18 protein-coding genes are annotated in these 25,554 nt (G+C 47.2%); 10 read left to right on the forward strand and 8 right to left on the reverse strand.

Annotated elements, in window-relative coordinates; all coding sequences use genetic code 11:
- From QUA24_RS12955 to QUA24_RS12970, 4 genes are all read right to left on the reverse strand, one after another.
- A partial coding sequence (locus QUA24_RS12955; protein WP_333230161.1) for a DUF4347 domain-containing protein occupies positions 1-3,803 on the reverse strand: 3,803 nt, incomplete at its 3' end.
- Between the two features lie 456 nt (positions 3,804-4,259).
- Positions 4,260-5,138: an inositol monophosphatase family protein gene (locus QUA24_RS12960; protein WP_333230162.1), complete on the reverse strand. Its 879-nt coding sequence runs from the start codon at positions 5,136-5,138 to the stop codon at positions 4,260-4,262.
- A 245-nt stretch (positions 5,139-5,383) separates the two neighbouring features.
- A complete protein-coding gene (locus QUA24_RS12965; protein WP_333230164.1) occupies positions 5,384-6,508 on the reverse strand; it encodes a cupin-like domain-containing protein in 1,125 nt (374 codons plus the stop codon).
- Positions 6,509-6,740: 232 nt separating this feature from the next.
- On the reverse strand, positions 6,741-7,598 hold the full coding sequence (locus QUA24_RS12970) for a PfkB family carbohydrate kinase (protein ID WP_333230166.1): 858 nt from the start codon (positions 7,596-7,598) through the stop codon (positions 6,741-6,743).
- Between the two features lie 69 nt (positions 7,599-7,667).
- Between QUA24_RS12970 and rsmI the strand changes: the two genes are divergently transcribed.
- Entirely contained in the window at positions 7,668-8,549 is an 882-nt protein-coding gene (rsmI, locus tag QUA24_RS12975) for a 16S rRNA (cytidine(1402)-2'-O)-methyltransferase (protein WP_333230168.1), read from the forward strand.
- Between the two features lie 77 nt (positions 8,550-8,626).
- Positions 8,627-9,844, forward strand: a complete 1,218-nt coding sequence (locus QUA24_RS12980) for a glycosyltransferase (RefSeq protein ID WP_333230170.1) — start codon at positions 8,627-8,629, stop codon at positions 9,842-9,844.
- A 135-nt stretch (positions 9,845-9,979) separates the two neighbouring features.
- On the opposite strand, the gene QUA24_RS12985 is transcribed toward QUA24_RS12980, so the two are convergent.
- Positions 9,980-10,984, reverse strand: coding sequence for a DNA cytosine methyltransferase (locus QUA24_RS12985; RefSeq protein WP_333230171.1), 1,005 nt, complete (start codon positions 10,982-10,984; stop codon positions 9,980-9,982).
- Positions 10,985-11,055: 71 nt separating this feature from the next.
- Between QUA24_RS12985 and QUA24_RS12990 the strand changes: the two genes are divergently transcribed.
- A complete protein-coding gene (locus QUA24_RS12990; RefSeq protein ID WP_333230173.1) occupies positions 11,056-12,321 on the forward strand; it encodes a folylpolyglutamate synthase/dihydrofolate synthase family protein in 1,266 nt (421 codons plus the stop codon).
- Positions 12,322-12,326: 5 nt separating this feature from the next.
- Here QUA24_RS12990 and QUA24_RS12995 read toward each other — a convergent pair whose 3' ends face one another.
- The 3 genes from QUA24_RS12995 to QUA24_RS13005 all read right to left on the reverse strand — a co-directional run bounded on the left by QUA24_RS12995 (position 12,327) and on the right by QUA24_RS13005 (position 14,820).
- Positions 12,327-12,902, reverse strand: a complete 576-nt coding sequence (locus tag QUA24_RS12995) for a Uma2 family endonuclease (RefSeq protein WP_333230175.1) — start codon at positions 12,900-12,902, stop codon at positions 12,327-12,329.
- Between the two features lie 378 nt (positions 12,903-13,280).
- Entirely contained in the window at positions 13,281-14,564 is a 1,284-nt protein-coding gene (locus tag QUA24_RS13000) for a sugar ABC transporter substrate-binding protein (protein ID WP_333230177.1), read from the reverse strand.
- Positions 14,554-14,820 (reverse strand): hypothetical protein, encoded by a 267-nt coding sequence (locus QUA24_RS13005; protein ID WP_333230179.1) that lies wholly within the window; start codon positions 14,818-14,820, stop codon positions 14,554-14,556. Before QUA24_RS13005 ends, QUA24_RS13000 begins: the two co-directional genes overlap by 11 nt.
- A gap of 173 nt (positions 14,821-14,993) precedes the next feature.
- On the opposite strand from QUA24_RS13005, the gene pilM reads away from it, so the two are divergent.
- The 7 genes from pilM to QUA24_RS13040 all read left to right on the forward strand — a co-directional run bounded on the left by pilM (position 14,994) and on the right by QUA24_RS13040 (position 25,159).
- On the forward strand, positions 14,994-16,088 hold the full coding sequence (pilM, locus tag QUA24_RS13010) for a type IV pilus assembly protein PilM (protein ID WP_333160910.1): 1,095 nt from the start codon (positions 14,994-14,996) through the stop codon (positions 16,086-16,088).
- A 398-nt stretch (positions 16,089-16,486) separates the two neighbouring features.
- Positions 16,487-17,386, forward strand: a complete 900-nt coding sequence (locus QUA24_RS13015; RefSeq protein ID WP_333214638.1) for a PilN domain-containing protein — start codon at positions 16,487-16,489, stop codon at positions 17,384-17,386.
- Positions 17,383-18,177, forward strand: a complete 795-nt coding sequence (locus tag QUA24_RS13020) for a pilus assembly protein PilO (RefSeq protein WP_333214640.1) — start codon at positions 17,383-17,385, stop codon at positions 18,175-18,177. The genes QUA24_RS13015 and QUA24_RS13020 overlap by 4 nt, the downstream gene beginning before the upstream one ends.
- 475 nt (positions 18,178-18,652) lie before the next feature.
- Positions 18,653-21,040: an AMIN domain-containing protein gene (locus QUA24_RS13025; protein ID WP_333214642.1), complete on the forward strand. Its 2,388-nt coding sequence runs from the start codon at positions 18,653-18,655 to the stop codon at positions 21,038-21,040.
- A 745-nt stretch (positions 21,041-21,785) separates the two neighbouring features.
- The gene (locus tag QUA24_RS13030) at positions 21,786-22,076 is read left to right on the forward strand and encodes an HU family DNA-binding protein (RefSeq protein WP_006634837.1); all 291 of its coding nucleotides are present in this window, start codon (positions 21,786-21,788) and stop codon (positions 22,074-22,076) included.
- A 15-nt stretch (positions 22,077-22,091) separates the two neighbouring features.
- Complete coding sequence (locus tag QUA24_RS13035; protein ID WP_333230181.1) at positions 22,092-23,354, forward strand: threonine-phosphate decarboxylase; 1,263 nt, start codon at positions 22,092-22,094, stop codon at positions 23,352-23,354.
- Positions 23,355-23,680: 326 nt separating this feature from the next.
- Positions 23,681-25,159 carry an NAD(P)/FAD-dependent oxidoreductase gene (locus QUA24_RS13040; RefSeq protein WP_333230182.1) on the forward strand — a complete coding sequence of 493 codons (1,479 nt, stop codon included), beginning with the start codon at positions 23,681-23,683 and terminating at the stop codon, positions 25,157-25,159.
- The last annotated feature ends 395 nt before the right edge of the window (positions 25,160-25,554 follow it).

Consider the following 25,554-nt stretch of genomic DNA (forward strand, 5'->3'; position numbering starts at 1 on the left):
GTTGGAGTACCAGTTGTCGGCGTTGGTGTTGGAGTACCAGTTGTCGGCGTTGGTGTTGGAGTACCAGTTGTCGGCGTCGGTGTTGGAGTACCAGTTGTCGGCGTTGGTGTAGTAGTTGGCGTTGGTGTCGGAGTTGGCGTTGGTGTCGGAGTTGGCGCTACATCATTATCCGTAATCGCCACTGTCACCCCTGGAACCACAACCAAATTATACTTAGCATCACCACCGCTCACACTGTGAGTGATAGTGCCGCTGTGCGCTCCTTCGACAACCGTATCATCAACAGCTTTTACCGTAACGGGTTGAGCGACATCCCAATTATCCGCAGTGAAAGTCACAGGGGCGATCGCCTCTATCTCATTACCTGTTGTGAGGGTGATAGTTACAGGGGCGATCGGCTGACTGTTGAGTTTGACTGTATAATTGCCATTCGCCCCGCCTTCAGTAGCACTTATTTGCGTGGGAGAAATGCTGACACCTGCTGTGTCGTTGTCGGTAATCGCTACATTTACATCCTGAATTGTTGTGCCGCTATACTTAGTGTCGGCACTGGTAACAGTGTGAGCGATCGTACCGCTGTGCGTGCCTTCGGCTTTGTTATCGTCGGTAGCGGTGACAGTGACTGTTTTGGCAACATTCCAGTTAGTGCTGTCAAAGATAACAGGGGCGATCGCATTTATTTCACTTCCGGCATTAAAGTTAATGGTAACAGGAGCGATCGGCTGTGACGTTAACTCGATCGCATAATTGCCCGTCGCGCCGCCTTCTGTAGCAGTTGTTGCTGTGGGAGTAATAGAAATACCAGCCGTATCATCGTCTTTATTGCTGAGGCTAACATCCGCTACATCTTTGTTGCTGTAATTTGGATCTGTACTAAGAGTAGCCGCCGTGATTATTTTGTAGTCAATATTGCCGTCAACAATGCTATCCTCAACCCCTGTCACAGTCACCGGCTGCGGTGTATTCCAGTTAACCGGAGTGAAAGTTAAGCTATTAACCGAAACTGTTCCTTCGGCAACATTGTCACTGTTCAAACCGATAGTCACATCAGCAGTCGGCGGAGTATTCAGCACCACAGTAAAGTTAGCCTTAGTGCCATCTTCACCAGTAGTTAATCCCGCCGTCGGATTCACCGTAATTCCGGGAGTTTTATTGTCACTGTTGGTGACGGTGACATCTTCAGGATCGAGGTTAGTGTAATTAACATCGGTACTCACAGCAGCAGCGGTGACAATTTTGTAAGGTTTAGGGCCATCAGCTACTAAATCTTCAACACCACTTATCGTGATTGTTTGCGGTTGATTGTAGTTAGCAGGAGTGAAAGTTAAGCTATTAGTTGAAACTGTTCCTTCTTCAACATTGTCACTCCTCAAACCGATGGTAACGTCAGCAGTGGGTTGAGCGTTGAGTTTGACTGTAAATTCTGCCTTGCCACCAGCTTCACTTGTAGTTAATCCCGATATTGGGTTAATAGTAAAGCCAGCTTTGTCATCATTAGTAATAGTTGTGGTAGCGGTTGCAGTGGTAATTGTCGGTGTGGAGCCCGGGCCTGTGGGACTTGAAAGGGTGACGGCTATGGTTTCGTCGGGTTCAACTAGGGTGTCGCCTAATACATCGAGAGTAATGGTTTTGGATGTTTCATCGGCGGCAAAATTAATGGTGCCAGTAGCAGTAGTTGCCCCTGAAGTGCCGCCGATGTTGTTGTAATCACTGATGTTTGTAGCTGTGCCGGCGATCGTATAATTGACACTACTTGCCCCGCCTGTGTTGCCGCTGCGAGTAGCAGTGAAAGTCAGAGGTTTTGTGCCGCTATTGCCTTCCGGAATGCTGGCAGTACCAGTGGCAATGGCATAAGAAACAGTACCGTTTGCTGCAATATTTAATGTTGTTTGTTTGGTTGTACCTGCAATGCCTCCGGTGATTGCGCCAAAGTTGAGGATTGCGGTTTCGGCGTTTTCAGGGAGATTGTCGGGTTTGATAGTAAATGCAATATTCTTGGTGAGTGCGGCACCTGTTGCACCGGCGGGGAATATAACAGTTGTAGGGGAAATGGTGTAGTCTGAATTTTGGGTGGCTGTGCTGCTGGGGTCGATGACAATTGGCACAGTTACATCGGTGAAGGGAGTGCCACCACCGATGGTGACGGGAATCTCAACTACTGTGTCTGTTGTTCCTTCTGTACCGCTGTATGTTGCTGCACCAAAATTAACTGTATTGGGTGTATTTAGCAGAATTGAAACGTTATCTGAACCGCTATTCGTTACTGCCAAATCTGGGAGAGTGTCTGCATTAAAATTGCCGGCAATAATGGAATATGGATCTGTCCCCGCAGCAAAGTTAATGGGTGCACTAAAGCCGCCAGTACCGCTTCCTACTAAAATTGATGCACCGCTGCTGCTTCTTACCGCTAAGTCAAGTTGGCCGTCTCCGCTAAAGTCTTCGGCGACAATGCCTTGCATACTTGTTCCGGCGCTAACATCGGTAGCCGTGCCAAAGCCGCCTGTGCCATTTCCTAATCGAATTGACACACTGTTAGAGCCACCGTTAACTACGGCTAAGTCGAGGAAAGTGTCTCCGTTAAAGTCCCCATTGGCGATCGAATTTGGATTTGTCCCTGCTGCAAAATTAGTAGCTGCAGCAAAGTCGCCAGTGCCATTCGCTAAAAAAATAGAAATGGTGTTAGAGAAACTGTTCGGTACAGCTAAATCGGAAAAAGTATCTCCGTTAAAGTCCCCCACTGTCATGAAACCGGGAATTGACTGCGCGCTCAAGTTAGTGCTGAAATTTAATGCCCCGCTGCCACTGCTATTTGCCAGCAAAATTGTGACAGTACCAGAGGTACTGCCAGGGCTTGCATTGACTACTGCTACGTCTGAAAAGTTGTCGTCGTTAAACTTCCCAACTGCAACCGAGATAGGGGATACTCCTGTAGGATATGGAGTCGGGCTGCCAAAACCGCCCGTAACATTTCCTAAGAAAATTGAGAGGGCGCCGCCAGTGCCGCTACCTACTACTGCTAAGTCGGGGAAAGAATCACTGTTAAAATTGCCGATCGCGATCGATGTGGGACTTGACACCGCCAAGGTAGGAATAGGCGCAGGATCGAAGCCACCAGTGCCATTGCCTAACAGGATAGAAACGGTGTCAGATCCTTGGTTTGTTACAGCTAGATCGGGTTGGCCATCGACGTTAAAATCACCCGTAGCAATACCGTAGGGATTTGTCCCCGCGCCAATATTTGTCGCCGCACCGAAGGTGTTCAAAACGTACTCGTAACCCGCTAATACTTCGGGTTCAAATACCAGCGGCGTTTCTATTTTCCCGGTTCTCACTTCCAGTTCCCAGTCGCCGCCTTTGGCTACACTTCCCGTGAGGTTTTGGGAAGCTGCAACCGACGCCCCGGTTAACTCACTCAAGCGTTTGACAAATGCTTTTCCTGTCTCGCCTGCTGCTACACAGCACCCGTACAGCAGGATATTCGGTCGATTTTTGCTCCTTGAGTCGGTTTGTGGCGAAAACCATTGCTGTAGATCATTCCGATCGCACTCTATATCATCTAAACTCAAGCGAACGTCGCCGAGTTGCAAGCTGCCGGGAGCACCGTGAGAAACTATGTGAATGCTGTCAATATTAGTACGAAGAGCTAAAATTTGAGTAATTTGGTCGATCGCATCCCGGTTCCCATCCAAAACGACTACTTCCGTACCCGGTTTTACCCCAGCGACTAAACTTTGATAATTTTCTACTTGACGATCGATAAAGGCGATCGCACTTGGAGAAACTTGATTATTTAAATTTGGCATACTGCACCTACTAATAGCTAAAAAAAGACAATAATTCCCCTGTTTCGCGACTTGCGTCCGAAACAATTTCTGAAGGTTGTAGTAACAATAACTGTTTTTTCTGAAAATCTATATAAAGTTTTCTTTATAAACACCTTTTTAATTAAAGTTTTGATAAAGATGGGGAAATTTATTAAGTAATCTTACGGGTGAGCCAGCGCGAGGTGGATTACATAACACAAAAACACTTCAGTAGCAAGTGTGACTAGACTGAAATATTAAGAGCCGAATTTTTGATAGATATCTGCGATGCGGTTGGGCCACTTGTTTCAAGCCCTGGAGGAATTTCGGGCAAGGGTGGGGGCGGGTTTAGGAGATAATTGCCTAATACCAATTATCTCGTAAGCCCGCCCCTAAAACTTATTCTTTACCATCTTTACGGGCGATTCCCTACGGGATAGCTTCGCACGCGCGGACTTACTTCAAACTCGCATCTATCCCGGCTAAAATCCCCTCAGCTTGCCCGCACAAAGCAGCGTGACAGCAACCGTTACTCGCCAACAATCCCCCCCACTGACTCACATCTCCCCGGTTATATTGCAAAGTAGAACCGTCAAAACGAGTAAATTGACCGCCCGCTTCAGTCAAAATTAATTCCGGCGCCGCTAAATCCCAATCTTTCGGTGCAGACTTTCCCGAAAGCGCAATATAAACATCAGCCTTTTGTTCGACAATTGTCGCAATTTTACAGCCGATACTGCCGACAGCTATTTGATTTTGACAAGGCAGTTTTTGTAACAATTGATTAAAGCGATCGCCCCGGTGACTGCGGCTAGTTACTATAGATAAATCTGCCACTATATTTCGCGCCGAAACCTGCAATTTGACCGCAGAACCATCCCGACTTTCCATAAAAGCACCCGCATCGCGGATTGCGTAATAAATCTTTTGCAGTTGGGGCCAAGCCACAACTGCCAATACCGGTCTTCCCTCGAACGCTAAAGCAATGTGAACAGCAAATTCCCCTGTCCTGTCAATAAAATCTCGCGTTCCATCCAAAGGGTCAATAATCCAAACCCAACTTTGAGGTAAGGGAATTTGACCGTTTTTTTCTAAATAAGATTTGTAAGTTTCTTCGCTGAGATAGCCAAATTCTGCATTTCCTAAAGCCGACTGCAATTCGTCTAGGATGTAAGAATTGACAGCGACATCGGCGGCGGTGACGGGGCCATCTTTTTTCTCCTGGATGTCGAGGTTAGGAGTGTTGCAATCCTGGCGATAATAGGATTGTAGGATATCTGATGCACTCCAAGCGATCGATCGGGCAATTTCGCTGATTTCTTCGAGATTTTTCATGAATTTCTTGTTTGTAAACCGCAGATGAACGCCGATTAACGCAGATTTCTGTAGGGGCGGTGTCCCCGTGCCCGCCCCTTACTCGTTTACTCGTTCCCAGGCAGAGCCTGGGAATGCCTACCCGGAGGCTCTGCCTCCTTCTTCCTGTTGGCAAAATCAGGTGCAGAGCTTTCCTTTTCCTATTAGTAGAATCGGAGGCAGAGCCTCTAGATATGCGTTACCAGGCAGAGCCTAGTAACGAGAAATTACCAATTAATATGAGGATATTTCCATTCATAATAATTAGGAAACACAAAATTAGTAAAAGAAACCGAAATACTAACTTCCAATGATTTTACATGGTGCCACCAACCGACGGGAATAAAGATAGCCTCTCCCGGTTCCAAAATTACTTCAATAATTTTCGCATCTTTGTAAAGCGGGTATTTGTCATAATCGGGATTTTCGCCGTCCACTTTGCTGAAAACTCCGACGTGATTATAAAGCAGAGGTGTTTGTTGCGGAGAAATCAACTTAATTAGTTTGCGACCAGACACTTGAGCTAAAATTAAATTAACTGGGTCATGGTGCAGCGGTGTAATCGTGCCTTTGGGCCCGAACCAAAAGAAAACTCTGCCTTTTGTATCCGTTGGATTGAGGTATTCAGGGAAAATTTCAATGTCGTTGAATAAGGGTTTAAATTCCTCTCTTTCCAGAGTTTGGTTGTTAGCCACCATGTAGTAGTCGTTGCTAGGCCCACCTTTGACCACCATGTCTACATATTTGCGGAACAAAACAATTTTTTTGTGATTTTCTATCTTGATTTCGTAATTTGGGTCAGAGTTGCGGTTGGCTTGAATTTGTACCTCTGCATCGCCATATTTTTGCTGTAAATACTCCGGCGTCCACAACTGCAACGCTTTCCAGTTGTGCATAATATTGGTAATAATTACTGGAGTATTTTTTGCATAGTAGTTTTCGAGAAAATACTCTCTAGAAAGGCTGCTTTTGCGTTCGATTGTGCCAAACTTGGAAGACAATGCAGCTAATTGATTGCTAATCCTGAGATGCGATTCTAATTTCTGCAATAACTGCACGTACTGACTACCTGCTTGAAAGTAGGGATGAGATGATATTTCCCTAACTTCTGCGGTGGCTGTTTCCGCATCTATGCCGGTATTTATTAGTCCTTGAATGATTTCTGCATCGGGTTGATTTAATAATTTGTTAGCCGCCACCCACTGTTTCATATTGTCGGGAAGTTCTTGTTTGCTTGGGGTGAGTAGATTGGGCAAATTTTGTGTCAGCCATTCTAGGTTAACTTGCTGCTGTTCTGTTAGGGTAATCCGCAAAGGGGGAAGGGTGATAGTGAGGGGTTGGGTGTCAGACATGATTCGGGTATGTTGTTTTGGGAGTGTTTTGTGTGACTTTAACTTGTCTTACTAATATAGCAATTTTGTTAACGAACCGCGAAGGCGCTAAGGGCGCGAAGGAAGAGAAGAGAGAATTTCACAAATTTTGTCGAAGTTGCTGTCAGGATTTTAACTCAACAAGTGTTGCCAGTTCAAGTTTTCTAGCTTTGAGCGGTTTTAACCGGATAGTTTGGTTAATTTTAATTTAAAATTAACTCTTATTCATCCAGGCGCGGGTTCCGAAGCTTTTGCAGGAATGGGAAGCGATTTTAGCTGCAGCGGTGAGAGTATCGGTAAAGTTATTTTGCAAAATGTAGTGACAGAAAGCCCCGTGAAAGATGTCGCCAGCGCCTAAAGTGTCTGTGGCTTGAATTTGAGGTACTTCTATAGTGCCGTAAGTGCCATTGCTGAGGTATGAAATTGATTTTTCGCCGCGAGTGATGGCAATATTGGGAATTCCTGCGGCTGACAAGTAAGCAAAGACTTGTTCGGAATTGTCGCAATCTGGTGGATGAAAGTTATCCGAACATACCGCCCATTCAATAAAAGGTAAGATTTCCTCTAATCCGGGTTTCCAACTGCCACCGTCGAGGACAATGGGAATGTTTTTTGACTTGGCAAGTTGAGCAATTTCTTTGCTGGCTGCGATTTGATGTCCGTCAACCAGTACAATATTAACGGATGTTAAAATATCCTGGTTAATTGTTTGACTGTCAACTTGCGATTTCGTAGCATTGATGGAAATTATCGATCGAGCGCCCGTTGCTTCAGTTACAATAATCGAGGAAACTGGCGGCGAGTGCGATCGCCCCGGTTCCAAATCAATTATCCTGACATTATACTCCGCTAAGTCTGCACGAATTAATTGGGCGATCGCGTGAGTGCCCAAAACCCCAGCCCATACCGCCGCATTCCCCAAATAGCTAAAAGTCACCGCAGCATTCGCCGCCGGCCCGCCCGCAGCAATGGTACAATCAGAAGCAACAACTTTCTGATTTTCACCCGGAGGCTTCCCGGCTAAATAAATTAAATCTAACGTCGCCAATCCCAAAAACAATCCTGTTTTCATATCTTCTTAAATGTGTGGCATGGGCGTCCCGCCCGTGTTCCATCTGCGGTTAAAAATCCCAATCTAAAAATGCAAGCAAATCCCACCACAGGAACACTTTACATCGTAGGAACCCCGATCGGCAACCTCGAAGACATGACATTTCGCGCCATCCGAATCTTGCAAACAGTAGACTTCATCGCCGCCGAAGACACCCGCCATACAGGCAAACTTTTGCACCATTTCCAAATCAAAACTCCCCAAATCAGCTATCACGAACACAACCAACACCAGCGACTTCCCGAACTCATCGACAAACTGCATTTAGGCAAAGATATCGCCCTCGTCACCGATGCCGGAATGCCGGGAATTTCTGACCCCGGTTCCGAGTTAGTTAAAGCCTGCGCCGATGCTAATATTAACATTATTCCGATTCCCGGCCCGACCGCCTGCATTGTTGGGATAACTGCATCAGGATTACCCACTGAAAGATTTGTATTTGAAGGTTTCTTACCCGTGAAAGGCCAAGAACGCCAACAGAGTTTAGAAGCTTTGCAAATAGAATGCCGCACTATAATATTATACGAATCTCCCCACCGATTGCGGCAAACTTTACAAGATTTAGTAAATAGTTTGGGCAGCGACAGACAGATTGTGCTGGCGAGAGAGTTAACTAAAATGCACGAAGAGTTTTGGCGTGGTAGTATAGAAAGTGCGATCGAGCTTTACACCAATCGCGAACCCCAGGGAGAATTTACCCTTGTAATTGCCGGCATCCAAACAGCCGCCCCAATATTTTCCGAAGACGCAATTAAAGCAGAATTGCAAACATTAATTGCAGAAGGCATAAGTCGTTCTCAAGCCAGCCGCCAGCTAGCGCAACAAACATCCCTCCCCCGCCGCCAAATCTACCAACTCGCCCTCACAATTGGCGACAATGAATCATTAGAAAAACCCGTGGATGACTTGTGAAATCTCTCTTCTTCTCTGCGCCCTCTGCGCCCTCTGCGGTTAAATAAAAAAAGCTAGATACTCACACTCAGAATTATATGGTACGCGGAAACTACGATCGACAAAAACCATATTTACGCAACCCCCACATCAACAAACCAATCGCCGAAATTTATGCAGACTTAGACGCCTTTACCTGGGAGATATTTGAAGACCAACCCCACCGCTTCGATACCGTAAGTTTCTACGTCTTGCTTCCCCCACTGTTTTATGAAGGGCGTTTCATCAAAGGAATTTACTTCAGCGAAGCAGTCGAACTCATCAACAAACTATTTCCCCAACTTTCATCAGTATTTTTCTCCTTCACTTATTCCCCCGGAATCTCCTACTCCTGGGCCCCCATAGCTGACGCCTACTCCAGTTTATACAAAAACCCACAGCGGGATAAATGGTTTCGCGAAACTTATCCCGATCGCGCCCACAAACCAATCATACCACTGCAAGACACCGACTTCATCAACGAATACTTAATTTCCCCCCGAAACGTCCCCGCAAAAGACATCGACCTCCTCGCCGTCGCCCGAATTTCCGAAGAAAAAAATTTGCCAATTATTGCCAAAGCCTTAAAAGTTTACCGCCAAAAATATCCGCAAAAACCCATAAAATTAACAGTAGTCAGCGGTCACGAATTTGATGCTAGCAACCTGAAAACTCTCGACCAGTACGCCTTACAAGAATGGCAACAAGTCGAGGCAATTTTAGGCAATCCTTCTGACTACATTAACTTAGTGCCGAGAGTTGACTATTACAGCGAAATCCCCACATATTATTCGCGAGCACAAGCATTCGTCCTCGGTTCCCTCCTCGAAGGAAAAAACCGGGGAATTACCGAAGCAATGAGTTGCAACGTACCAGTAATTTGTTTTGAAGAATTCAACCAATACGCCAGAGGTAACTCGCCAGTTTTCCCCGAAGGTGCGGGTCTTTACGCCAAATTTGACCCGGAATCTCTCGCAGATACTATATATACAGTATTGGAAAATCAAACAGAATTTAAACCGCGATATCAGTATTTAAAGCATTGCGGGCGCAAGAACTTTTTTAATATTTGTATAGACAGTTTTCCTTACTATCAGCACAACATTCCCGACTACAAACCGGGAGATGCTATTAACAATTTGTGGTTGGATTTAGCTGTTCAGCAAAATTATCAAGTTAGTTTGAATAGCTTTTTGTACGGAGGTTCTCCCTTGTCTCATATTCGCGGGACAAATGCGATTCAGCACAATCTCGGTCAGTTAACCAAGTTTCAATGACAGATAATTCGGAATGATGAAGCCACAGAGGGCACAGAGGAGGAGAAGAGAGAGATGAATAATTCTGATGTCAACGGATTTGAGATTAGTCTTCATAGCGAGGACTTTCGCTAAAAGTCCCGTGGAATTCATTCCCTAGCGACTGGTAGATGGTCGGTTCCACTTTCCAATATCCTCAAAAATCTTACTGGCTAAAACTCTAGCCAAATTCACAGGAACAGCATTGCCGACCATTTTGTATCCATCAGCAATATATTTGTACTTAAAAATAAACTCATCCGGGAAAGTCTGAACTCTCGCACACTCTCGCACAGAAAGCCGACGGTAAGGCAAAGGCGAATTGGGGTCAAAAATGCGTTTGTCTTTGCCAACCAAAATCATTTTACTAGCTTGAGGATGGAGAGGTGCGTGTCTGCCGCTTGCCTGAATGGTAAACGAAGGTTCTGACCAACTTCTAACTCGATTCCGCGACATATAAAGGCTGGAAAACCCCAAATCCGCACATTCGTGGTTTGGGACAGAATCGTGATAATTATCTAATTTACCCTTAACTGATATTGGCGCGATCGCCTGCAAATCAAAAATCGCATCTTTCAGCGTCAAAACCTCGGTTCCAGGTTCGGGAAACTCAAAACCAAAACCCAGAGTTTCCCGATAGCCAACAACAATCACCCTTTGCCTATCTTGAGGAACACCAAAATTTCTAGCATTCAACAACTTGTACGAAACCCGATACCCGATGTCCTCAAACTGCGATAATATATAAGTGAAAGCATCCTTGTTTCTGGGAGCTAAGATTCCGCTAACATTCTCAGCTAAAAAAAACAGAGGCTGCTTGTCCCGCACAATTCTGATATACTCCCAAAAAAGTTGACCCCGACTGTCATCAATCCCCCGTTTCGCCCCCGCTTCACTCCAACTTTGACAAGGAGGGCCGCCGATAATCCCAATACAGTTGGGAATTTCATCAGAATTAATTTTTCTGATATCTCTGCGATCTAAAATAGTTTCAGGATGATTGAAATTATACGTATCCCAAATAGACTTATCATATTCATTCGCCCAAACCGGATTAAACCCAGCTAAGCGAAAACCCAAATCCAACCCGCCACAACCCGAAAACAGAGAAATAATATTCATACCTATCGACATCTATCTCCTCTCTTCCTTCGCGCCTTCGCGGTTCGTAAAAAAAAATCCAATAATCATCAATGACGGCAGAATCCATCCTTCAATCTTACCAACACTTCGGTGTCCATCTAGGCCTAGAAAGAATTCACCAACTTCTCCAAAAACTAGACAACCCCCACCAACAAGTACCTATTATCCACATTGCCGGCACCAATGGCAAAGGTTCCGTTTGCGCTTATCTCTCTTCCGTACTAACAGAAGCAGGCTATCGAGTTGGACGCTACACATCCCCGCACCTAATCGATTGGACAGAAAGAATTTGCATCAACCAAAAACCGATTTCCCCAACAGCATTGCAACAGTGTCTAGAACGAGTTGTCGCCGCCACCGAAAACAACACCGAAACTCCCACTCAATTTGAAATAATCACCGCCGCAGCTTGGCTGTATTTCGCCGAACAAAAAGCAGACATCGCAGTCATAGAAACTGGATTGGGCGGTAGATTAGACGCGACAAACGTTTGCGAAACACCTCTCGCTAGCGTCATCACTTCTATCAGTCTCGATCACTGGCAAATACTCGGCCCCACCGTGGCAGATATTGCTGGAGAAAAAGCGGGAATTCTTAAAGCAAAATGTCCGGCAGTTATCGGAGAATTGCCAGAATCAGCTAGAATAGTAGTAGAAAAACGCATTCAAGAATTAGACTGTCCGGCAACTTGGGTAAAACCAGCAATAGATTTAGGACAAGGATTCGCAGAATATCAGTTAAATCAAAATGCGGTTAAAATAAAATATCAATTGCCGCTGCTGGGAAAAATTCAACTAATGAATTCAGCAATTGCGATCGCAACTTTGCAAACTCTCCAAAACCAAGGATGGCAAATTTCCCCAACCGCCATCCAAAACGGTATCGCCAAAACCCAATGGCCCGGAAGACTCCAGCAGACAACTTGGAATAACCGCAATATATTAATTGACGGCGCGCACAACCCCGCCGCAGCGATCGCCCTGCGTGAATATGTCGATCGCCTGAACAATCACCCGTCAGCGATTAACTGGGTAATCGGCATTCTTGCGACTAAAGACTGCGACGATATTTTGAAAGCATTACTCAAAAAGGGCGATCGACTTTACTTAGTACCCGTACCCGATCAAAACTCATCATCCCCCGCAGAATTAGCCACCCTAGCTCAAATTATCTGCCCCGAATTAACTCTTTGTCAAGCCTTCCCCGACTTAACAACAGCTTTAGATGCTGCTGTTACAGGTGACAACCGAACAATCCTTTGCGGTTCCCTTTATCTCATCGGCTATTTTCTGCAACAACAACAATCCCAAGCTTAAACGCCTCAGAATTGTGTTTCTTCCTCAGTAAAGATAGGAGGCCACAATTCTGAAACGGGCAATTCCCAACCGGGAAAAAGTTCTGCTACTGTTAAGATATCGCCATTTCCTAAAACTGTCGGTTCACCTGTAGAGCGATAAATAGTCACTGTTTCTTCATCAGGATCGATCAGAATTCCGACGGTCGCACCCAATTCTATAAACTTCAAAACCTTGGTTTCTATAAGCTTAATGCGATCGCTCTGAGATTTAATCTCAACCACCAAATCGGGGACAAGTTCTCCAAAATAACGCGGACTTTGGCGCAAGCGGGCGGCGCGCACAAAAGAAACATCCGGTGCTTTCACATTCGTATCCGGCATGATAAAACCGCCTGCGGAGTCAAATACTCTTCCCAAGCGACGGGGATAAACCCAGTTACCCAGCAAGCGAATCAAAATACTGCTGATTTCACTGGATACGATGTCTGATGGCCCCACAATTGAAAGTCTCCCGTCTTCTAGTTCAATTTTGTAATCTAAACCCGCTTCGGAAAAAAGGGTTTGAACTTGGTTTAAATCTTTGAGTGTCATCGCTGGCATAAGAATCTTCTCCTATTCCGATCTGAGCTTTGATTTTAACACAATTCAAATTTCTAAATATTTGATAAATTCAGGCTATATTCCTACAAATTATCAATCAAGCTGCATTGAGAAAGGCGATCGCACGGGATAAACAAACCCGGTTTCTGGGATGAGCGATCGTTCTTATCAACAAACATTTACCTCTCCAATAGTCGAGCTTGACCTATCGAGTTTTCTTCTCTGACTCCGCCTTTTGAAAAGGCGGTAACTTAATCATTTAATAACTTAAAAGCGTATATATGGCGGCACATATTCCCATTATTTAATGATACGTCAAGTGGCAGAAAAAAGCAAGGGCGATCGCAAAAAAAATCCCGCCCCAGCTTCAATTAAAAACTACCTTTGATCCCAAGCCTTAGCCGCATCAGCAACAGCTTGATCTACCGACTTCTCATCCAACATTGCCGCTTGCAAATTGTCATAAATCGCCTTTTGCAGCTTCTTAACATCCTTGAGAGGCGGAATCAATAGCTCGGCGGAACTCAACCCAGAAGCACTAACAACCCGAGCTCGATCGGCTGCAGGAGCATCAGTCGCAACGTTCTTAAAATAATCGTCCTGCAAAGCCTCAACCGTAGAAGGCAAAACATTAGCAGCTTTAGCAAAAGCCAACTGATTTTGAGAATTAGTGACGTATAGAGCAAACTTGACAGCATCATCAGGGCGCTTGCTGTCGCGGGGTACAACCAAATTCATCACCGCCACAGTCTTCTTGCCTGTTTCCCCCGTAATTTGAGGCGCAGCAGCCGAAACAGCACCAATACTCGGCGCATTCTCAGCAATCGCCTTCAAAAACTGAGGCCCCGAAGCTAAAAAAGTAGTTTCCCCAGCTTGATAAAGCTCGATCGCCCTGCGATGTCCCTGCACCAAAACATCCTGCGGCAAAAGTCCGCCCTTGTACAAATCCACCCAATACTGAAAAACAGCTTTGCCCTTATCAGTATTAAAAGCCGCCTTGCCTTTAGCGTCAATCAAAGGCACACCCATCTGCACGAAAGATTGCAAAACTTCCGCCGAATCTTCCGGCACAAAAGTCACAAAAAAAGCAAACTTACCAGTCTTTTCCTTCACCTGCTTGGCAACAGTTGCCAACTCGGCATAAGTAGCCGGAGGCTTAGCAATTCCAGCCTTCTTCAACAACTCCGTATTGTAAATTGTCACCCCAGTCGTGAGATACCAAGGAATGCCAAAAGTCTTGCCGTCGAGTACACTAGCTTTCCAGATATTTGGGAGATAGGTCGATCGAACTTGCTGCGGAATCCGAGAATCCAAATCCAGCCAAGCATTGCGTCCCGCCAACAGCGAAGCAAAATCGGGATTGAGGTTCACCACATCCGGCGCAGTTTTCGCCGAAACAGCCCCCAAAATCTTGCTTTCCATCGCCGACCAAGGAACGTCCACCCAACGCACCTTCACCCCCGGATTTTCCGCTTCAAAACCGGCGATCGTCTTGTTGAAATACTCAGTAAACTGAGGTTGAAGCTGCATAGTCCAGAACTCGATTTCCTGCGTATTGTTTGCCTGGGAATTAACAGCCGGCTTGCCACAACTCACCACAGCAGCCAGCAGCAGCCCCACCAGCCCAAAAACAGCAAACAGTTGCCAAGATTTACGTTTCATAGAATAAAATTTGAGAGTTATGGGAACCGTCAGACAAAAAAGCGTGAAGCGAAGCTATCCCTTTCCCCGCAGGGGTTCCCGTAGGGTAGGGAATCGCCCGAATCAAGCGCGATCGAGTCAGTAACAGAGTTTTGTACCTGGACCCAGGAGCGAGATAGTCTGTTTTTGTGCAGAATCGGCAGGTTTTCGGTCGATCGAGCTGGAATTGATTGACATTCTCCGCAGAATAGCTATTGTCAAGTAAATTGGATAGCATAAAATCGGAACTAGCGATCGCGCAACACAGACTGAGCTGTGCAGCTACGGCGGGATACCGAGATTACAGCACTCTGGTGGCAGTTGGAAACCAACCCTCCAACAAGCCTGCGCGCTGAATCAGGCTGGCCAACTACAAAAGAAAAAAATAGCAATTATCGGCGACCCTATCACATGGTTAACTTTTTCAAAGGTCTACTTTCCCAACGCCAGCCAGGAATCGGGATCGAAATAGCCCCAGACCGCATCAACATCATTCAGCTCGAAAAGAAAGCTCAGGCATTAAAATTAGGCATCCTAGCCTCAATAGAAGTTCCAGAAGACTATGTACAAGAAGGACAAATAGTCGATCCGCCGGGAATGGCAGAACTAATACGCGCCGTCCTCGCGGACAACAAAATCAAAGCCAAGCGAGTAGCCACAGCCATTCCTGGCCGTGAAGCCGTCATCCGCCTCATCCCAGTTCCTGCAGAGCTCAACGAAGAAGAACTGCGGGATTACATGAATGCAGAAGCAGGACTGTACTTGCCGTTTCCCAGAGAAGACGCCGACGTAGACTATCAAAAAATAGGCCTATTTGTAGATGACGACGGAGTAGAAAAAGTGCAAGTCGTGTTAGTAGCAACCCGCAGAGAAGTTACCGACACATACATCGAAACCTTCAAAGAAGCCGGACTGATTATAGACGTACTAGAAGTAACCAGTTTTGCCCTCATCCGCACCCTCAAAGACCAACTGCAACAATTTTCCTCCCAAGAAGCCGCAGTTCTCACCGCCATAGAATTTGACAGCACCGAGTTAGCTATAGTAGTGGACGGCATACCTCAGTTCAACCGTACCATCCCGATCGGCACCTACCAAATCCAGACCGCCCTCAACCAAGCCATGAACCTGCCGCCAACCAGAGACACCAGCGAACTGCAAGGCATGACCCTGCCCGTCACAGATACAATGGGGGCATCGGGAGACGCCAATCCCGGCACAAATGCGATGATAAAAGTATTGGGAGAACTAGCAGACGAACTGCGCCGCTCAGTAGACTTTTACCTCAACCAGAGCGAAGAACTCGAAGTAGCGCAACTGCTGCTAGCAGGCCCTGGAGCTGCGATCGGCAAACTAGACGAATTTTTTATGCAAAGATTAAGCTTGCCCGCATCTCAAGTCGATCCCATCGAAACCCTAGGACTCGAAATCAGCCAAGAAATTACCCCAGAACAGCGAGCAGGTTTAGGAGTCGCCCTAGGTTTAGGACTAAGGGAGGTTATGTGACCTAACAGTTTTAGATGAGAGAAAAACCGATTTGAGAATTTTAGGTAAAAACCCCTTCCAAAAGAAGAAGGCAGAAAGCAGAAGGTAGAATATTGGAGGTAGAAGGTAAAAGGTAGAATATATCTGAGGTAGAAGCAGCCCCTTCCTTCAGTAGAAGGCAGAAAGTTGTTTCTTTCTCCCTAAATAAATCCTTCACTTGTACCAGCAATCTTGGGTTCTGTCTAAAATCTAAAATTTCAAATTTAAATCTATAGCAACAGCCAAGACTGTTAGGACCTTCTTAATTGCTGAAACATAAGCGGTAGATAACTTTTTCCTTCTACCTTCTACCTCGTGCCTTCTACCTTTTACCTTGTGCCTTCTACCTTCTTCCTTCTGCTATAAAATCGAGTGAAGCCATGTACAGCCTAGATATTAATTTTCTCAACGACCGTCCGGACTACAAACCCGTTGCAGCAGCCAAAAGCTCAACTAAAAAAAGTTCCGGTGGAGCCAAAGACCAACTGCCCATATATGGGGCGGTACTGTTTGCCTTTGGGATCAACGCCGCAGTCATGGGAGCCTGGTGGTGGGCGACTAACGAAAATACCAACTTGGCCACACAACAAGCAGCCATCGACCAAGAACTGGCAACGTTAAATACTCAAGCCAACACCATCAAAGCCATCAACGCCGAAACCGACCAAGTTACCGCCGAATACAAAGCATTAGCCGGAGTATTCGACCAAATTAAACCTTGGTCGGCGATGCTGCAAGACCTGAGTGCCCGTACTCCGGCGGGAGTGCAAATTGGCAAAATCGAGCAAATCGACCCGAGTCCCTCCCCCGTTGCAGCAGCACCCCCACCCCCTGCAGCAACTCCCGCCGCCTCCCCAGGGGCGAGTCCGTCTCCAGCCAGCCCCGCCCCGGCTGCTGCTCCCGTCCCCGTCGTCCCGCAGCAGCCAGCAAAAGTACAAATTTCAGGAATAGCCAGTACCTTTGCTCAAGTTAACGACTTTATGCTGCTAATCCAGCGCTCTCCTTTCTTCCTTAACACCGATACCAAACTGATAGCGGCCACATTAAAAAACAACCCCGCACAATTACAAGTGCGTAACCAAAACGCAGCACCACCAGAACTTCCCAAACTGCGACCGGTGGTGGAATATAAAATTGAAACGACGCTCAGCCCGACGGGGGCCTCCGAGTTGCTCCCCGAGCTGCGAAGCAAGCAAGCAGACGGGCTCGCAATACGGATAGAAACACTTCAAGAAAAAGGAGTGCTAGAACCACAAAAAGGAGAAGTGAAAAAACCATGACAGCAGAGTTTATTTCTAGCGGAAAAGCAGAAGAGACAGGGGCTCAGGAAATATTTGGCATTAAGCTGACACCCCAAGTTCAAGCAATCGGCATCGCGGTTCTCGGGATCCTGATTGCCGGCGGTCTCGGCTACCAGTTCGTACTGCCCGAATTCCAAAAAAGCGGCGAATTCAAGCAGAAACTTAGCGAAAGCAAGCAAACGCAAGTGCAATTGCAAACTCAAATTCAAAAAAAGGCAGAAGCAGAAGCCAAGCAAGAAGAAGCAAAACAGCGCCGGGCCAACGTGACGGCAATGTTTGCCAGCGACGCCAGCGCCAACACGCTTTTGCTTGACATGACCCAACTCGTTAATAGAATCAACGCCGGCGTGCAAGGAGATGACCTCAAGGCTAAAATTACCAAATTTGAGCCCGATATGCCGCCAGCAGCAGCAACCGCCGCGCCGGGAGCTCCAGACCCTGATATTCTGGCCGATACCTCCTTCGGGCCGTCCCTGGCTGGCAAGCTCAGACGCAAAAAATTCAAGGTAGAGTTTGAAGGCACTTTTGCTCAAACCCGCAATTTTATGCGTAACTTGGAATTGATGCAGTCGCTGTTGGTAGTTAGGAATTTGAAATCTGAATTGCTAGCATCAAATCAGCCAATTGAAGTTGATTTTTTGAAAGGGAAAATAGTTCCTGTGGAGCAGCCACCAACTAAAATTAAAACTGCTTTTGACTTGCACGCGCTGCTGCCGTTAAAGCAAGAAGAAAAACCGCCAACTCCGGCTCCGAGTCCTGGTGCTAAGTAGCGGTAGTTGGGCGGATAGATATTAGCTATTGTTCCCAAATGGCTCTTTCACAAGAAGTCAGAAGGCAGAAGTTTGAAAGGGGAAGATTGAAGGTAGAAGTCAAAAAAGTATGAAGGTCAGAAAAATATTTTTTAGATGGCAATCAAAAATTGGCTCTAAAATCTAATTTCTTCTAATACCAGTTTCAAAAAGTAATGGAACTGTATGGCAATCCTTGCAGGAGTCGTAATTTTTTTACCCTACCCCAACCCTCCCATTTGTAAGGGGGAGAGTAAGAAATCCACAAATGATGCGAGGATTGCTGTAGGATAGCTTCTAACCCTTATGTCATCTGTTATTCCCAATCGAAAATTAAAAATCGAAAAGGGCATAACTGCTTCCTTTAAAAAGGCTCGAAGCGAGAATATTTTAGTCAGTTTAGCAGCTAGCGACAAAAGACTGCGAACAGCAAATAAAGTGTAGTGGAGGAGAGAACGTGAAACAGCATCTACGGTTAAGTGGAGGACTCTTATGCAGTGTTGCAGGAGTTCTGATCGCCCAAGCCCCCGTCTTGGCATTGCCGACTCAGGTCACAGGAGTGCAAGTAAGTCAAGGTAATAATGGCGTAAATATTGTTCTGGCGACAGAAAAGGGCGATCGCCCGCAAGTTTTCGCCATCAATAACGGCAATACTTACCAAGCCACAATTATTAACACCCAGCTCCGCTTGCCACAAGGCAACAGCTTCCGTCAAGATAACCCCGCTCCGGGAATTTCTTCAGTAGAAATCAGCCAGGTAGAGGCTAACAGCATCCGCGTTGTGGTAGCCGGCACCAACGGAGTTCCCAACGGACAAATTGTGCCGGGACAAGGCCAAAGCATCGTCCTTAGCGTTGCCGGACAGGGTGGTACAGCACAGTCTGCCCAAACTCCACCCCCGCCGCCTCCGGGACTGCCACTGAGCCAAACAGCTCCCCCCCCGGCTCCCCAAGTCCGCACCTCGCAAAACCCAGGCGTGCTGCTGCCAAATCCCGAAGTTACTGTTACCAGGAACGATCGCCCGCCCCTCCCCAGCGAAATACAATCCCAGACAAATCAGGCTGCGCCTTTCCAACCGCGGGCAGTTGCTCCGCCCTTGGGAGATATCGCAGTGTCTAACATCGCCCCCGGCGCGGGAAATATTGAACTGAGTTCGGGAGAACGCATCCCCCGCTTGGTATTGCGGGATGCCCCAGTCCGAGACGTTTTAGCTCTGCTTGCCCGCGCTGCTGGCTTGAACATTGCTTTTACAGGCGGCGGGGCCCCTGCTCAGCCGGGCCAGCCAGCAGTGCCTGGTCAGCCAGGAGCTTCCGGCTCGGATGAAGGGCCGAAGATTTCTTTGGACATCGAAAATGAGTCGGTGCAAGATGTTTTTAATTACGTGCTGCGACTCAGCGGACTGCAAGCTAACCGCCAGGGGCGGACGATTTTTGTAGGGACGAGCTTGCCGATCGACTCACGCAATATTATCATTCGGACTTTGCGGCTCAATCAAGTTCGCTCTACGGATGCAGCTAACTTTTTGAGCGCTCAAGGCGCGGAAACTCAACTGCCGATTACTCGGGTGACGATTCAAAGCGTGGGCCAGGGAAATGCGGCGCGGGATGTGGAAATTAGGGAACCGGACATTAAGGCGATCGGCGCTAGGGAAGGCACGGGGCCGCTCTTGCTGAGGGGACTGTCGGTGCTGGCGGATTCTCGGCTCAATTCCATCACTTTGGTGGGAGATCCGCGCAAAGTTGACATGGCTGTGGCTTTCTTGACCCAGCTAGATTTGCGCCGCCGTCAAGTCGCTGTCAACGTCAAGGTGATCGATATCAACTTGTTGGGAAATAACGACACTAGGAGCAGTTTCTCTTTCGGAATTAATAACAATTTCTTTGTCAATGACAATGGGGCGGCAACTCTCAATTTTGGCGGCATCAATCCGCCCAATACAACGCAGCTCGATCAGAGCTTGACCGGTAGGCCGATCATCGGCAACCCTTTAGCAGAACTGGAGCCTTTCTATGATGCGAACGGCCGACGTATCGTTCCGTTTACAGGTCAAGGTCTCGAAGGCCCCGCCAAAGGTGTGTTCCTCCAGCCGACAGCCCCAGTTACTAATGACCCTACGCGAGTTGGAATTACGGATTACGAGCCTGGATCGAGGACAGGCTCAGGAATTGCAGAGTTCGCCCTGTTCCCGGCGTTCCAGTATCCGAGGAGGTTCCTGTCGGCTTTGCGGGCAACTATTCAGAGCCAGAATGCCAAAATCTTGACCGATCCGACTCTGGTGGTTCAAGAAGGAGAAACGGCGAATGTGAATATTACTGATGAAGTGATTACTAACATCACGTCCGACACCGAGACTACCGGAAATACAAGTACCACAACGGTGACGGCAGTCAAAGACAGGGCCGGTTTGCAGTTGGGGGTGGCAATTGATCGAATTGACGACAACGGTTTTGTCTCTCTGCGGGTGAACCCGATTATCAGGACACCCGGCACCACTCAAAACCTTTCGACTGGCCCGAGCACCAATACTATCACTCTGCTGGGCGAGCGTTCGTTGCAATCCGGGCTAATTCGCCTGCGGGACGGTCAGACTTTGATTGTTTCGGGGATTATCCGAGACGAAGAACGGACTACAGCGAACAAGATTCCGATTTTGGGAGATTTGCCGATTATCGGTTCGCTGTTCAGGAGAACCAATAAGACCAACCAGCGGGCGGAGTTGATTGTATTGCTGACTCCACAGATTTTGGATGATAGCGATCGATCGAACTTTGGCTACCAAAACAACATCAGTCCCGACGCCCGCCAACTGTTGCAGCGCAGTCAGCCCGTCCAGCCGAGACAGTAGGAACGAAGGAAAAATGCCTTGCTGTCAACTTTCCACGCTCTTTCCCCTGAGTCCGACAGTCCGACAGTCCGACAGTCCGACAGGGGTTGAAACCCCTGCCTCAAAGCTAAAGTCCTCGCTTCAGAGGACTAAAGAACTGATTAGTCCTCTGAAGCGAGGACTATAAATCACTCTTTCAGTCGTCTTCAGACGACTTCAGCTATGAGACAGGGACTTCAGTCCCTGGCTGGCGGGTTTCGGGAGAATGAAACAGCCCTGGCCCACGGGGAAAAGAAAGGGGAAAGAAAGAAGGAAGAAGGAAAAAACTTTTCCTTTAGCCCTTGACAAATTACATTTTATTCCTTCTATTTCTATTTTTTTTGCGATCAGAAATCCACCGAGGCGAGAAATCTTGTCTCCAAGGTGGTATTTTTTTACCTAAATTTTGGGATTAATTACAAAAATTAGCAAGTTCCATATAAATTAAAGGTTCCACCGATCCATAACGGTCGGCAAGACTTTAGAATAATGCAGTGAAAATTAGATGCTGTGGGGTTTTCAGCAGTTAGAAACAAAAATTCCTTTTCTGACCAATTACCCTAGGGTAATTGGTATTCAGCAGGAGTTGTGATTCGGGGAAGCGGACGGGAGCAATCGGGAACCACCCAAACCTCCCAATCCACACCTCAATCCAGTTGATAACTCACAGCTAATAGTTGAACTAACTCTGTTTAACGTAATTTTGCAAATCGAGAAGGACTTCGCAATGAACAAAGGTGAATTGGTTGATGCAGTGGCGGAAAAGGCTAGCGTGACGAAAAAACAGGCAGATGCTGTTTTGAGTGCGGCCCTGGAAGCAATCATGGAAGCTGTCTCCGATGGCGACAAGGTGACGCTGGTCGGTTTTGGCTCGTTTGAGTCGCGGGAACGCAAGGCCCGTGAGGGTCGCAATCCCAAAACTGGAGACAAGATGGAAATCCCGGCAACCAGAGTTCCTGCATTTTCCGCAGGGAAGTTGTTTAAGGACAGAGTTGCACCGCCGAAAAACGCAGAATAGCTGGCGAACTGAGTCTTGATTAGACCTTTACACGGTGGGAATTTAGCTTGGGCAGCCGCACTGGCAGGCTGCCCTGCCAGTGCTATTGTCGATTTTTCTGCGAGTATCAGTCCTTTGGGCCCTCCTGAGTCGGCCTTGAATGCGATTCAAGCTCACTTGAGCAGTCTGACGGCTTACCCAGACCCGGATTATGGAGAGCTCAGGACTGCTTTGGGTGAGGCTTTGAATGTTGACCGGGATTGGATTTTGCCAGGGAATGGTTCGGCGGAATTGTTGACTTGGGCGGCTTGGGATTTGTCGAAGCTGGAGGCGACTTATTTGGTGACTCCGGCTTTTGGCGATTACTCGCGGGCTCTTTCGGCTTTCGGCGCGCAGGTGCTCAAATGCCCTTTGGATCTTAAATCTTGCACCATTGTGAAGAACGGCCAAGATGCCCATTCCACAAGAGATGAATTTTGTGGAACAGGTATGATGCCTGTTCCTAAACAACTAATTGAGAATGGTGCCACATCTGAGTTGGATCTGAGATCGTTGGACGTTGGGGCAGGAAGCCGGTTAGTAACGGATGATTTGTCGGTTTCTAACCGTTCCCTTGTATCCCCTTCTTTTCGTATCCCAGTTCCTCTTGGTCTCGATGTCGCCTCTCGACAAGGTTTGCTACTGAACAACCCGCACAATCCTACGGGTTTGCTGTTTGCTAGGGAGGCGATTTTGCCTTATGTGAAGCAGTTAGGTATGGTGGTGGTGGATGAAGCCTTTATGGACTTTCTACCGCCTTCTGAGCAGGAAACTTTGATCGATGCTGTTGAGGAGTTTCCGAATTTGGTGATTTTACGATCGCTCACTAAATTCTATTCTCTGCCGGGACTGCGGTTGGGCTGCGCGATCGCCCATCCGGATATTCTGCGTCGCTGGCAGTTACTGCGCGATCCTTGGCCTGTGAATGCTTTGGCTGCTGCTGCTGCTGCTGCTGTGGTGCGAGATACTGTTTTTGAGCAGCAAACTTGGGATTGGCTGCCTGTTGCTCGCCGAGAGCTATTTGAGGGTTTGGCTAATTTGCCGGGTTTGCAGCCAATTGCCGGGGCGGCTAATTTCTTGTTGGTTGAGTCGTCGATGTCGGTTTCTTCGATTCAAAAAAGTCTGTTGGAACGACACCGGATTTTGATTCGGGATTGTTTGAGTTTTCCTGAGTTGGGCGATCGATTTTTTCGGGTGGCTGTGCGCTCAAGGGCGGACAATCTGCGGTTGATTGCTGGACTTGCCGAAGTTATTCGTTAGCTGACTGTTGACTGTTGACTGTTAACAACCCATAAAAGTTGACAAACCGATTTTATTGATCGTTTGAGCGGACATCCCCAAGAAACCCGGTTTCTATGATATAGCAATCCTTGCAGGAGTCGTAAATTTTTGACCCCACCCCAACCCTCCCCTTATCAAGGGGAGGGAGTAAGAAATTCACCAATGATTTAGGATGGCTAAAAATCTTGGGTTTTGCAGCGAAGTATCTAGGAAGAAACCGGGTTTCTGACCCCGCGCGCAGATCCTCTTAAACTACTAACTAATGACTACTAACTAATGACTACTGACTACTGACTTCTTTATTTATGCTTGACTATGATTTAGTGATTATTGGTGGAACTCCGGCCGGACGTTATGCTGCTTTGACTGCAACTAATTTCCCGGCCCGCGTTGCTTTGGTGGAACCGCTCAGTAATTCCCAAGATTTGCCGACTGGGGGGAAAGAGTCGATCGACCTTGGTTTGAGATACAGCCAAACTTTGAGGGAGGCTGCTCGTTTTGCTCAGCAGGTCAGCCGCCAGCAGTTGGGGGTGCGCTGGGAAGTCGCCAATTCCTCCATGCCGATCAAATTGGGGTTTGACGGGGTTCTCAAGTGGGCCGAGGGTGTTGTTTCTAATTTGTCAGAAATTGATTCTCTCGGCCTTTTGGCTGCTCGCGGGGTGGATGTTATTTTTGGCAACGGCGAGTTTGTTGCGAAACCGGATTTGGCTTTTGTTGTCGGCGGGCGAAAATTGCGATCGCTCTGTTATTTGCTAGCTTGGCCAACTCTGCCGGCGATTCCCAATATTGAAGGACTTTCGTCTGCTGGCTTTTTTACTTCGGAAACTGTTGGGGAATTAGCAAAACTTCCCCAGTTGCCTAAAAGTTTGGCTGTAATTGGCGCAGATCCCAGCGGTGTCGAAGTGGCTCAGACTTTTGCTCGGTTGGGGGTTGCTGTCACTTTGGTGGTGAAAAGTTCGCACATTTTGGCTAAAGAAGACCGAGAGGCTGCTGGGTTGGTTCAAGCTGCAATGGAAGCTGAAGGAGTGCGGATTCTGACTGCTACTGAGGTGACTCAAGCGAGGGTGATTGATGGTAAAAAGTGGATTCAAGCTGGATCAAGGGCGATCGAAGCTGAGGAGATTTTTCTGGCCGCCGGTAGGGGACACAATTTTTCCTCGTTAAATCTCGAAGCGGCTAAGGTTAAATTCAGCGATCGGGGCGTGATTTTAAATGAAAAGCTGCAAACAACTAATCACCGCATTTACGCGATCGGCGATGTTGCTGGGGGTTATCCGTTCCCTCACATCGCTAATTACGAAGCTGCCGTTGCTGTGAAAAATGCTTTGTTTTTGCCAATGTTTCAAATAGATTATCGCGGGATTCCTTGGGCGATTTTTTCTGACCCGCAGTTGGCGAGGGTTGGCTTGACTGAAGCGCAAGCAAGACGCCGTTTTGGAGACGATCTGATTGTTTGTCGGGAATATTTCAAAAATGTTGAAAGAGCTCAAATGTCGGGGGATACCACTGGTTTTTGTAAGATTGTCGGGCGTCGCAACGGGGAGATGTTGGGAGCAAGTATTGTGGGACCGCAAGCTGCTGAGTTGATTCACGCGATCGCTTTGGCGGTGCGTCACGGGATGAAGGTTGAGGCGATCGCCCAACTTCCTTATATTTGGTCGAGTTTTTCGGCAATTAACGGTCAAACTGCTGCTGTTTGGGAGTCGCAGCGCTTGGGCAGCAATACTTTTTCGCGCAATTTATGGGAGAATTTGTTTCACTGGCGCAGGTATTGGAATAAGTAAAGAAATCAACTGTTTGTAGTAGGATTTTTTTTAATTTCTATGATGAGCGCAAAGTTAAAAAGTAACTTGCTAATCACATTTCTCCTCATTAAAATTGTCTGTAAATAAATAATATCAATTCCGGTAACACTCATACATGATCGGGAGTGCGGAGTGGGTAGCCGTCCGTGGGAGAATGTGGAATTGTGCGACCTTGACTTGATCACTCCCATCCAACTGGAAACGATATCAGACGCTCAGAAACCGGGTTTTTGAACTCACCGAAATGAAAACCGCGATCGGAAAGCGTCGGAGAGATCGTCCGTTGGCGTAGGGATATACAGCACTTTCCAGGTAAGTGAAGTACAGAGAAACCAGGTTTCTTGAATAAAACCGATTTCTGGCGAGAAATCCAG

This window comes from Microcoleus sp. Pol12B5 (assembly GCF_036701335.1).
Taxonomy (GTDB): domain Bacteria; phylum Cyanobacteriota; class Cyanobacteriia; order Cyanobacteriales; family Microcoleaceae; genus Microcoleus.

Coding starts and splice junctions, on each gene's coding strand:
- QUA24_RS12960 (WP_333230162.1), bottom strand. CDS start 5,138: ATGAAAAATCTCGAAGAAATCAGCGAAATTGCCCGATCGATCGCTTGG.
- QUA24_RS12965 (WP_333230164.1), bottom strand. CDS start 6,508: ATGTCTGACACCCAACCCCTCACTATCACCCTTCCCCCTTTGCGGATT.
- QUA24_RS12970 (WP_333230166.1), bottom strand. CDS start 7,598: ATGAAAACAGGATTGTTTTTGGGATTGGCGACGTTAGATTTAATTTAT.
- rsmI (WP_333230168.1), top strand. CDS start 7,668: ATGCAAGCAAATCCCACCACAGGAACACTTTACATCGTAGGAACCCCG.
- QUA24_RS12980 (WP_333230170.1), top strand. CDS start 8,627: ATGGTACGCGGAAACTACGATCGACAAAAACCATATTTACGCAACCCC.
- QUA24_RS12985 (WP_333230171.1), bottom strand. CDS start 10,984: ATGAATATTATTTCTCTGTTTTCGGGTTGTGGCGGGTTGGATTTGGGT.
- QUA24_RS12990 (WP_333230173.1), top strand. CDS start 11,056: ATGACGGCAGAATCCATCCTTCAATCTTACCAACACTTCGGTGTCCAT.
- QUA24_RS12995 (WP_333230175.1), bottom strand. CDS start 12,902: ATGCCAGCGATGACACTCAAAGATTTAAACCAAGTTCAAACCCTTTTT.
- QUA24_RS13000 (WP_333230177.1), bottom strand. CDS start 14,564: ATGAAACGTAAATCTTGGCAACTGTTTGCTGTTTTTGGGCTGGTGGGG.
- QUA24_RS13005 (WP_333230179.1), bottom strand. CDS start 14,820: ATGCTATCCAATTTACTTGACAATAGCTATTCTGCGGAGAATGTCAAT.
- pilM (WP_333160910.1), top strand. CDS start 14,994: ATGGTTAACTTTTTCAAAGGTCTACTTTCCCAACGCCAGCCAGGAATC.
- QUA24_RS13015 (WP_333214638.1), top strand. CDS start 16,487: ATGTACAGCCTAGATATTAATTTTCTCAACGACCGTCCGGACTACAAA.
- QUA24_RS13020 (WP_333214640.1), top strand. CDS start 17,383: ATGACAGCAGAGTTTATTTCTAGCGGAAAAGCAGAAGAGACAGGGGCT.
- QUA24_RS13030 (WP_006634837.1), top strand. CDS start 21,786: ATGAACAAAGGTGAATTGGTTGATGCAGTGGCGGAAAAGGCTAGCGTG.
- QUA24_RS13040 (WP_333230182.1), top strand. CDS start 23,681: ATGCTTGACTATGATTTAGTGATTATTGGTGGAACTCCGGCCGGACGT.